The 8,531-nt window shown below is 58.4% G+C and carries 7 protein-coding genes; 4 read left to right on the top strand and 3 right to left on the bottom strand.

The features are described 5' to 3' along the window. Positions 1-136: 136 nt before the first annotated feature. Positions 137-1,402 (bottom strand): inorganic phosphate transporter, encoded by a 1,266-nt coding sequence (locus tag OKC42_RS22170; protein WP_201954658.1) that lies wholly within the window; start codon positions 1,400-1,402, stop codon positions 137-139. 25 nt (positions 1,403-1,427) lie between these two features. Continuing rightward, a complete protein-coding gene (locus OKC42_RS22165; RefSeq protein WP_005340244.1) occupies positions 1,428-2,108 on the bottom strand; it encodes a TIGR00153 family protein in 681 nt (226 codons plus the stop codon). Positions 2,109-2,277: 169 nt separating this feature from the next. Between OKC42_RS22165 and OKC42_RS22160 the strand changes: the two genes are divergently transcribed. After that, positions 2,278-3,246 carry a CYTH domain-containing protein gene (locus OKC42_RS22160; RefSeq protein WP_201954657.1) on the top strand — a complete coding sequence of 323 codons (969 nt, stop codon included), beginning with the start codon at positions 2,278-2,280 and terminating at the stop codon, positions 3,244-3,246. 80 nt (positions 3,247-3,326) lie between these two features. On the opposite strand, the gene dapA is transcribed toward OKC42_RS22160, so the two are convergent. Then, on the bottom strand, positions 3,327-4,199 hold the full coding sequence (gene dapA / locus OKC42_RS22155) for a 4-hydroxy-tetrahydrodipicolinate synthase (protein WP_265784333.1): 873 nt from the start codon (positions 4,197-4,199) through the stop codon (positions 3,327-3,329). Positions 4,200-4,479: 280 nt separating this feature from the next. On the opposite strand from dapA, the gene rsmC reads away from it, so the two are divergent. The 3 genes from rsmC (at position 4,480) to glgA (ending at position 8,327) form a co-directional block, all read left to right on the top strand. After that, positions 4,480-5,508 (top strand): 16S rRNA (guanine(1207)-N(2))-methyltransferase RsmC, encoded by a 1,029-nt coding sequence (gene rsmC / locus OKC42_RS22150; RefSeq protein WP_265784334.1) that lies wholly within the window; start codon positions 4,480-4,482, stop codon positions 5,506-5,508. 151 nt (positions 5,509-5,659) lie between these two features. Beyond that, entirely contained in the window at positions 5,660-6,877 is a 1,218-nt protein-coding gene (gene glgC / locus OKC42_RS22145; RefSeq protein WP_005340236.1) for a glucose-1-phosphate adenylyltransferase, read from the top strand. Then, positions 6,867-8,327 (top strand): glycogen synthase GlgA, encoded by a 1,461-nt coding sequence (gene glgA / locus OKC42_RS22140; protein ID WP_058058561.1) that lies wholly within the window; start codon positions 6,867-6,869, stop codon positions 8,325-8,327. The genes glgC and glgA overlap by 11 nt, the downstream gene beginning before the upstream one ends. Positions 8,328-8,531 lie beyond the last annotated feature (204 nt).

Raw genomic sequence — 8,531 nt, 5'->3', positions numbered from 1 at the left:
TGTCCGTTTCACACCTTGTCCCATCGGGCTCTCCATTTATTGGGGGGAAAGGTGTAAACCATATTCAGGACGGGACAGCGACAATAAAAAAGCCCGAGTCGATGACTCGGGCTTTTTGTTGCTGAGGGCAGCTCTCTTAGGAGAAGCAGGCCTGCAGCACGTAGAAGATCGCTATAGCCAGAATGGCACCGGCAGGCAGGGTGATGATCCAGGAGACCACGATGTTGCGCAGTACCCCCAGATTCAGCGCCGCAATACCGCGCGCCAGGCCAACACCCATCACAGCACCGACCAGGGTCTGGGTGGTGGAGATGGGAAGACCGGTACCGGAGGCAATCACCACGGTCGCGGCAGTGGCCAGCTGGGCAGCAAAACCACGGCTCGGGGTCAGATGAGTGATGCCGGTACCGACCGTCGCCATCACCTTCTCGCCCATGGTCGCCAGACCGATCACGATACCGATACCGCCCAGCGGCAGTATCCACCAGGCAATGGCAGCCTGACTGGAAATCTCGCCACCGGAAGCCACGATAGAAGCCACCGCAGAGAGCGGGCCAATGGCGTTGGCCACGTCGTTGGAGCCGTGGGCAAAGGCCATGGCACAGGCGGTGATCACCATCAGGATGCCGAACACCTTCTCCACGTTGGCGAAGTGCATCTTGCTGTCATCCTGCGGGTTGTACTTCTGGCCGCGAATGTAGATCCAGCCGGCAAACGCCACTGCGATGGAGATGGCGATGGAGAGCAGAATGCCCTCGCCATCGCTCAGGTGCAGACCGACGTGGGTCAGCCCCTTCTTGATGGTCACCAGACAGATCACCAGCGCAGTCAGGAACATGTAGAACGGCACATAGCGCTTGGCGTTGTTCAGGGGATCATCGGTGTTGAAGATAAGCTTCTGCACGCTGATGAACATGAAGTAGGCGATGAAACCTGAGATGGCCGGGGTGATGACCCAGGAGCCAACGATGCCGCCAAACTTGCTCCACTGCACCGCTTCCGGGCCAATGCTCACCACTGCAAAACCGACGATGGCGCCGATGATGGAGTGAGTGGTCGAGACGGGCCAGCCGAAGTAGGAGGCGAGGATCAACCAGGCGCCTGCCGCCAGCAGGGAGGCGATCATGCCGAGCACCAGCAGGTCCGGGCTATCGACAAACGCATTGCTGTCGATGATGCCGTTACGGATGGTGGCCGTCACTTCGCCACCGGCCAGATAGGCACCGGCAAATTCGAAGATCATGGCGATGATGATCGCCTGACGGATGGTCAGGGATTTGGTGCCGACCGATGTCCCCATGGCGTTGGCTACGTCATTCGCGCCAATACCCCAAGCCATCAAAAAGCCGAACAAGGCCGCCACGAGCACCAGAGTGGTGCCGTAATTCGCGATAATGTCCATTAATAGTGTTTACCCAGTCAGTCGATTACGAACGAGCCAGCATCAGTTCCAGACGGGCGCCTACGCGCTCGGCCTGATCTGCCAGGTCACCTACCCATTCGAGGATCTTGTAAAGGAACATCACATCGATCGGATTGTAATTGTGCTCAACCGCTTGCAGCTGTTGGCGCAGTCCGATCTGCATGGTGTCTGTATCGTCCTCGATCAGATCCAGCTGGTGGATCATCTCGGCAACCATTTCCACTTCCCGTCCTTTGAAGCCGGTCTCGAGCAGCTCATCGAGCTCCCCGATCGCTTTCTCGGCCTGAGCGGTCGCATCAATACAACGTTTGAGGTAAGCCATGAAATCCGTCCGCATTTCGGCGGGGAACTCCATGCGACGACCAAGCATGCGGCCGGAGATATCCTTGGCACGGTTGGCAATCTTGTCTTGCTGGGTCAACAGCTCCAGCAGGTCGGTACGTGCAACCGGCAGGAACAGGCCGCGAGGCAGTTTCAGACGGATTTCACGCTTGAGGGTATCTGCCTCTTTTTCCAGTTGGGCGATCTGCTGCCGGATCTTCTCGGCATCTTCCCAACGGTCTTCGGCAACGGCGTCAAAGAAGGGAACCAACTGCTGGGAGCACTGGTGAACCTTGACGATATGCTTCTGCAGCGGCTTGATGGGGGACTTGGCAAAAAGCCCCAAAATAGTATTTACTGGCATGGCCAAACCTGTGTCGGTGAAAAAACACTCGATACGATTTTATGAGGCGCGCATGGTAACCGAACTGCGCCCTCAATTAAACCGCGAATTAATCTAGTCGTCTCGCGGGCATTATATCCCCGCGACCCGAATCCTGCCCCCCAAAGTTGCCTGCCAGCCCGGAATGACTATGCAAACTGAGATCGAGATAAAGTTTTTTGTCGCCAGCGACATTCAACCCGAGTTATCCAACCTGCTGAATTCTCTTGAGATTAAAGAATCGTCACAACAGCAGCTCGGCAACGTCTATTTCGATACGCCGACCCTGGCTCTGCGCCAGCTGGAGATGGGGCTGCGGATCCGCCGCTGCGACGCCTTCGCCGAACAGACCATCAAATGCCGTGGCCAGGTGGTGGGCGGCCTGCACGCCAGACCCGAGTACAACACCCCCGTGAGCGGCGATCTGCCGACCCTCTCGGCCTTTCCCGATGAGATTTGGCCGACTCTGACTGAGCGCGACCACATTCAGCAGCAGCTGGTCGCCCAGTTTCGCACCGACTTCCTGCGCCGCCACTGGCTGATCGCCTTCGAGGGGACCGAGATTGAACTGGCCTGGGATCAGGGAGAGATCGTCGGCAGTCAGGGCAGCACCACCATCAACGAACTGGAACTGGAGCTCAAATCAGGCGCTACCGCGGCGCTGTTTGCACTGGCCCAACGCCTCGCCAAGCTTGGTGGACTGCGTCTCGGCGCCCAATCCAAGGCCCAGCGCGGCTATCGACTGGCTGGTCTTGGCAAACCGCTGGCCCTGCAGGTGCTGGTCGAACATGAAGGTATGGATGGCATAACGGGGGTAAGCGAAGGGCTGCGCCACTGGCAGCATCACGAGCAGCTCTGGCTGGAGCATTTGCAGGATGAATGCGTTCAACAGCAGGCACTCGCGGCCCTGTGCCAGGGGATCGATCTGGTCGCCCGCACTGCGGCCGCGCTGCCACAACCCGCACCTTGGCTGCCAGCACTGACCAGCCTGCACGCCCATCTGCAAGCCCAATCGGACGAGCAAAACGAGTGGCCTGCCGAACTGGCCGATCTCTTCCTCTATCCGGCATATGTCGAGTTGCAGCTGGCCATCGCCGCCTGGCTGCATCACGCAATCTGAGTAGGGCGATGTCGTAAATACAAAGGCCAGAAACAAAAGCCGAAAACAAAACGGGTGAGCCTTGGCTCACCCGTTTTGCATTACAGCAGGTTGAGCTGCTGCATGGCGCTGCGAATGCGCTCGCGGGTCGCTTCCGACAGCGGCATCACCGGCAGGCGGCACTCCTCGCTACAGAAACCGAGCAGGGAAGCGGCATATTTGGCACCGGCCGGGCTCGGCTCGGCAAACATTGCCTGATGAAGCGGAATCAGCTGGTCTTGCAGTTCGCGTGCTTCTTGCCACTTGCCCGCCAGCGTGAGGTTCTGCACCTCGGCTACCAGCTTGGGGGCCACGTTGGCAGTCACCGAGATACAGCCCTGACCACCGCCGATGTTATAGGCCACAGCCGTGGCATCTTCACCGGAGAGCCAGGCGAAGGGCTTTTTGATCAGCTGGCGCTCGGTCCAGGGGCGGGCCAGATCGCCGGTGGCATCTTTTACCCCGGCAATACGCGGCAGCTCGGCCAGACGGGCCAGGGTCGCCGGTTGCACGTCAACGATGGCGCGCGGCGGAATGTTGTAGACGATGATCGGCTTGGCGGTGGCATCGTGTACCGCCTTGAAGTGGTGGTAGAGCCCCTCCTGATTGGGACGGTTGTAGTAACCGGCTACATGCAGAGTGGCATCAGCCCCCACCCGCTCTGCATGGAGGGTATATTCGATTGCTTCGACCGGATTGTTGGAGCCCGCTCCGGCAATCACCGGAATACGGCCAGCGACCTGTTTGACCACCAGCTCCACCACCCGGCAGTGCTCGTCATGGGTCAGTGTCGGGCTTTCGCCAGTGGTGCCCACCGGCACAATGCCGTGAGTACCCTGATCGATATGCCACTCCACCAGACGCAGCAACGCCTCTTCATCCAGCTTTCCCTGTCGAAACGGGGTGATCAACGCAACGATTGAACCTTGAAACATGGGATCTCCTTCTCCTAAATGACGCGCATATGGCAATAAAAAACCCCGGTACGATGTGCGCAACCGGGGTTTGAAGCTTCTCAGGGATGAGAGGTTACGCGCGAACGTCGGCAGGCCCGAATTTCAGGCTTTTTTTGTGCTTTCGTTTCAACCCGTTGAACCGCATTTCGTCATCTCTGGTCAAAAAATGGTGTCTGGGCATATTTCGGGAACACGGCATAAATGTCAAGGCGAAAGGGGCTATGTATAATGGCCGCCCAAAATTGCGTGGAGAGACCCGATGAGCAGCCCTATCAGTGCCGTCAGCCAGATGCTGGAACGAAACCAAGCCCTCTTTGTCGGCAAGCGGCTACTTGTCTGCGGCCCGCTGGAGGATGACTACCCCCGCCAACTGGCGAGCCTGGCCCGGACCCTGACCGTCTTTACCACCGATTACTGCTACTACCGCAGCCAGCAGGCCGCCCTCGGCGAGGCTATCCTGTTCGACCACCAGCTCGGTGGCGCCCCCCGCTTCGATGCCCTGTTGCTGCTGATGCCCAAGGCCAAGGCCGAGGCACAATATCTGCTGGCCATGATGACCCCCTTGCTGGAAGCGGGTGCCGATCTGTTCCTCGCCGGTGAAAACCGCGGCGGCATCAATGGTGCCGACAAGCTGCTGGCCCCCTATGGCGAAAAGCCGATCAAGCGCGATTCGGCCCGCCGCTGCTCGCTCTATCACGGTGAGCTCTGCAAACCGGTCGCCCCGTTCGATCTGGATAGCTGGTTTGGCCGCTATCAGTGCAAGGCCGGTGATACCGAGCTGACCGTGCTGGCGCTGCCCGGTGTCTTCAGCGCCGCCGAGCTGGATCTCGGCACCCAGATGCTGCTGGCCGCCGTGCCGCCGATGAAGGGCGAGCTGCTCGATTTCGGTTGTGGCGCCGGGGTGATTGGGTCTGTGCTGGCCAAGCGCAATCCGGATCTGCAGGTCAACATGGTGGATATCAGCGCGCTGGCGCTCGAATCGAGCCGCCGCACCCTGGCGATCAACGGTCTGAAGGGCAAGGTCACCGCTTCCGATGTCTATTCGGATCTCTCCACCCGTTTCCAGCACATCGTCTCCAACCCGCCATTCCATGCGGGTCTCAAAACCTTCTATGCGGCAACCGAGCAGTTCCTGGCCAAGGCGCCGGAATTTTTGCTGCCAAATGGTTCGCTGACCATTGTTGCCAACGCCTTCTTGCGCTACCAGCCTATACTGGAGACACACTTCAAACGGACTGAAGTGATCAGCAGTGATGCCAAATTCAAGGTCTATCTGAGCAAAATGTAAATAAGTGTAAGCAGCACAGTAAAACAGCTAGAGAGCGCCATCCGGCATCTGATAAGGTATTAAGCACACGATAAAAACCACCCCTTTAGGGGTGTTTTTATACCGAACATTGAAAACCTTTTCATGTTGTTAATTCAGGGAGAGAAATACGATGGCAGGCATTTTGACCATGATCCTGGCTGGTGGCGAAGGTACTCGCCTGCAGCCTCTGACCACCACCCGCAGCAAGCCTTCCGTCCCCTTCGGTGGCAGCTACCGGCTGATCGACTTTGTCCTCAACAACTTCGTCAACGCCGACTTTCTGCGCATCTATGTACTGACCCAATTCAAATCACAGTCCCTCTACCTGCACATGAAGAAGGGGTGGAATATCGTCGGCATCACCGACCGCTTTATCGATCCTATCCCGGCCCAGATGCGAATGGGCAAACGCTGGTATGACGGCACCGCCGACGCCATTTACCAAAACCTCGGCTTTATCGAGCGGGCCGAACCGGATCACGTCTGCATCTTCGGTTCCGACCACATCTACAAGATGGATGTGAGCCAGATGGTCACCTTCCACAAGCAGAAGAACGCCGCCATGACTGTCGCGGCCCTGCGCATGCCCATCGAAGAAGCGAGCGCCTTCGGGGTGATCGAGGTGGATACCGAAGGGCGGATGATCGGCTTTCAGGAAAAACCAAAGCAGCCCAAGCACATTCCCGGCGATCCGACCCAGGCGCTGGTCTCCATGGGCAACTACATCTTCGAGACCGATGCCCTCTGCCGCGAGTTGAAGCGGGATGCCGCCGAAGAGAACTCCAGCCACGACTTTGGCAAGGATGTGATCCCGAGCCTCTACCCACGTGCCCCCGTCTATGTCTATGACTACAGCACCAACGTCATCCCCGGCGAGAAACCGCACGTCTACTGGCGGGATGTGGGCACCCTCGACTCTTACTGGCAAGCGCACATGGACCTGGTGGCCGACAATCCTCCCTTCTCCCTCTATAACCGCAAGTGGCCCCTGCACACCCACTATCCGGCGCTGCCGCCTGCTACCTTCATCGACAGCGACGAGTGCAAGGTGAAGATCGCCAACTCGCTGATCTCCGCCGGTTGCTTCATTCAGGGCAGCCAGATCCAGCGATCCATCCTCGGTTTCCGCTGCAATATCGGCGCGTGCAGCCATATCAGTGAATCCGTGCTGCTGGGGGACGTGAAGATTGGTGAAGGGTGCTCCATCCGGCGCGCGATTATAGATAAAAATGTTGAAATTGCGCCCGGCACCGTTATCGGTGAAAATCTGGACCACGATAGAGAGCGATTTACCGTATCCGAAGGCGGTATCGTGGTGGTACCTAAGGGAGCAAGAGTTGGCTATTAACCCACTGAAAATCCTGTTTGTTGCCTCGGAAGTTGAGGGGCTGGTCAAGACCGGGGGCCTGGCCGATGTCGCCAGAGCCCTGCCGATGTACCTGGCCCAGAAGGGGCATGATGTCAGGATCATGCTCCCCTTCTACAAGACGATAAAGCGACGGGATGAGGCCAGACTGGTGGCGTCACGCTGGTTGCCAACCCACCCAGGGCTGCCTGATATCGGTTATCGCATCTACCAGATGGAGCTGGATGGCGTCTGCGTCTATCTGCTCGACTGCCCGCAATATTTCGATCGTCCCCAGCTCTACGCCGAGAACAATCAGGCCTATCCGGATAATGGCGAGCGCTTTGCCTTCTTCTCTGCCGCGGCCCTCCATGCCTGCGAGCAGCTTGGCTTTGCCCCGGATATCGCCCACTGCAATGACTGGCACACCGGCCTGCTGCCACTGCTGCTGAAAACCCGTCACGCCCACAACCCCTTCTTCCAGCAGACCCGCAGCGTGATCAGCATTCACAACGCGGCGTTTCAGGGGGTGTTTGGCCGCGAGCAGTTCTGGGCCATGCCCGAGATCGCCGACTACGAACGCCGCATCAACTACGACTACGGCCACGTTAATCTGCTCAAATGTGGGGTGCTCTACGCCGACAAGATCAACGCGGTCAGTCCCAACTATGCCCAGGAGCTGCTGACTCACCTAGGCGCCCACGGCATGGCGCATATCTTCCAGCAACGGGCGGCCGATCTCTGCGGCATCCTCAACGGCTGCGATTACAAGGACTGGGATCCGGAGTTCGACGAATTCCTGCCTGCGACCTACAGCATCGACAACATGGCTGGCAAACAGATCTGCAAAGAGAGCCTGCAACAGGAAGCGGGGCTGGCCGTGGCGGACTTGCCCATCTACGGCATGGTTTGCCGCCTGACCGAGCAAAAGGGCGTTCCCCTGCTGCTCCCTGCGCTGGAGAAATTCCTCCACCATCAGGTACAAGTGGTGATCGTCGGCTCTGGCGACCCTGCGCTCGCCACGCAACTGCAAACCATGGCCCGGGATTATCCGGGCAAGCTCGCCTTCATCAACACCTATGACGATCGACTGGCTCATCTGGTCGAAGCCGGTGCCGACTTCTTCCTGATGCCCTCTCTGTTCGAGCCTTGCGGCCTCAACCAGATGTACAGTCTCGCCTATGGCACCCTGCCACTGGTGCGCGCCGTGGGTGGTCTGAAAGATACCGTGGTGGATTGGGATGCAGATCCCGAGCATGCCACCGGCTTCTGTTTTAACGATCCGACTGCCGCCATCCTGCTCGATACCATGCGCCGCAGCCTGCTCTATTTCCTGCAGGACAAAGAGCGTTTTGCCAAGGTGCAGCGCAATGCCATGAGCACCCGCTTCAACTGGCCTGACTCAGTCACCCAGTATGAACGGATGTATCAGAACGCATTGGGCCGTTACTGAATGCCAGACGTCGGCTAATTGCTGAAGTTTTGTACCCTTGGCGCCACTTTGGGCGTCAACAGCGAAAAAAGTCCCCTTTGGCTGTTGACGCTCCCCCAAAACTCTATAGAATCCCCCTCCGCAGTGATGCGAAGGTGGCGGAATTGGTAGACGCGCTAGCTTCAGGTGTTAGTGTCCCACGGATGTGAGGGTTCGAGTCCCTCT

It is taken from the genome of Aeromonas sp. Y311-2 (assembly GCF_027706025.1).
Classification (GTDB): domain Bacteria; phylum Pseudomonadota; class Gammaproteobacteria; order Enterobacterales; family Aeromonadaceae; genus Aeromonas; species Aeromonas veronii.
This window is presented reverse-complemented; position numbering and strand designations above follow the sequence as displayed.

Bases quoted from the DNA above. Each gene is read 5' to 3' on its own strand.
- OKC42_RS22160 (WP_201954657.1), top strand. From the start codon at position 2,278: ATGCAAACTGAGATCGAGATAAAGTTTTTTGTCGCCAGCGACATTCAA.
- glgC (WP_005340236.1), top strand. From the start codon at position 5,660: ATGGCAGGCATTTTGACCATGATCCTGGCTGGTGGCGAAGGTACTCGC.
- OKC42_RS22165 (WP_005340244.1), bottom strand. From the start codon at position 2,108: ATGCCAGTAAATACTATTTTGGGGCTTTTTGCCAAGTCCCCCATCAAG.
- dapA (WP_265784333.1), bottom strand. From the start codon at position 4,199: ATGTTTCAAGGTTCAATCGTTGCGTTGATCACCCCGTTTCGACAGGGA.
- OKC42_RS22170 (WP_201954658.1), bottom strand. From the start codon at position 1,402: ATGGACATTATCGCGAATTACGGCACCACTCTGGTGCTCGTGGCGGCC.
- rsmC (WP_265784334.1), top strand. From the start codon at position 4,480: ATGAGCAGCCCTATCAGTGCCGTCAGCCAGATGCTGGAACGAAACCAA.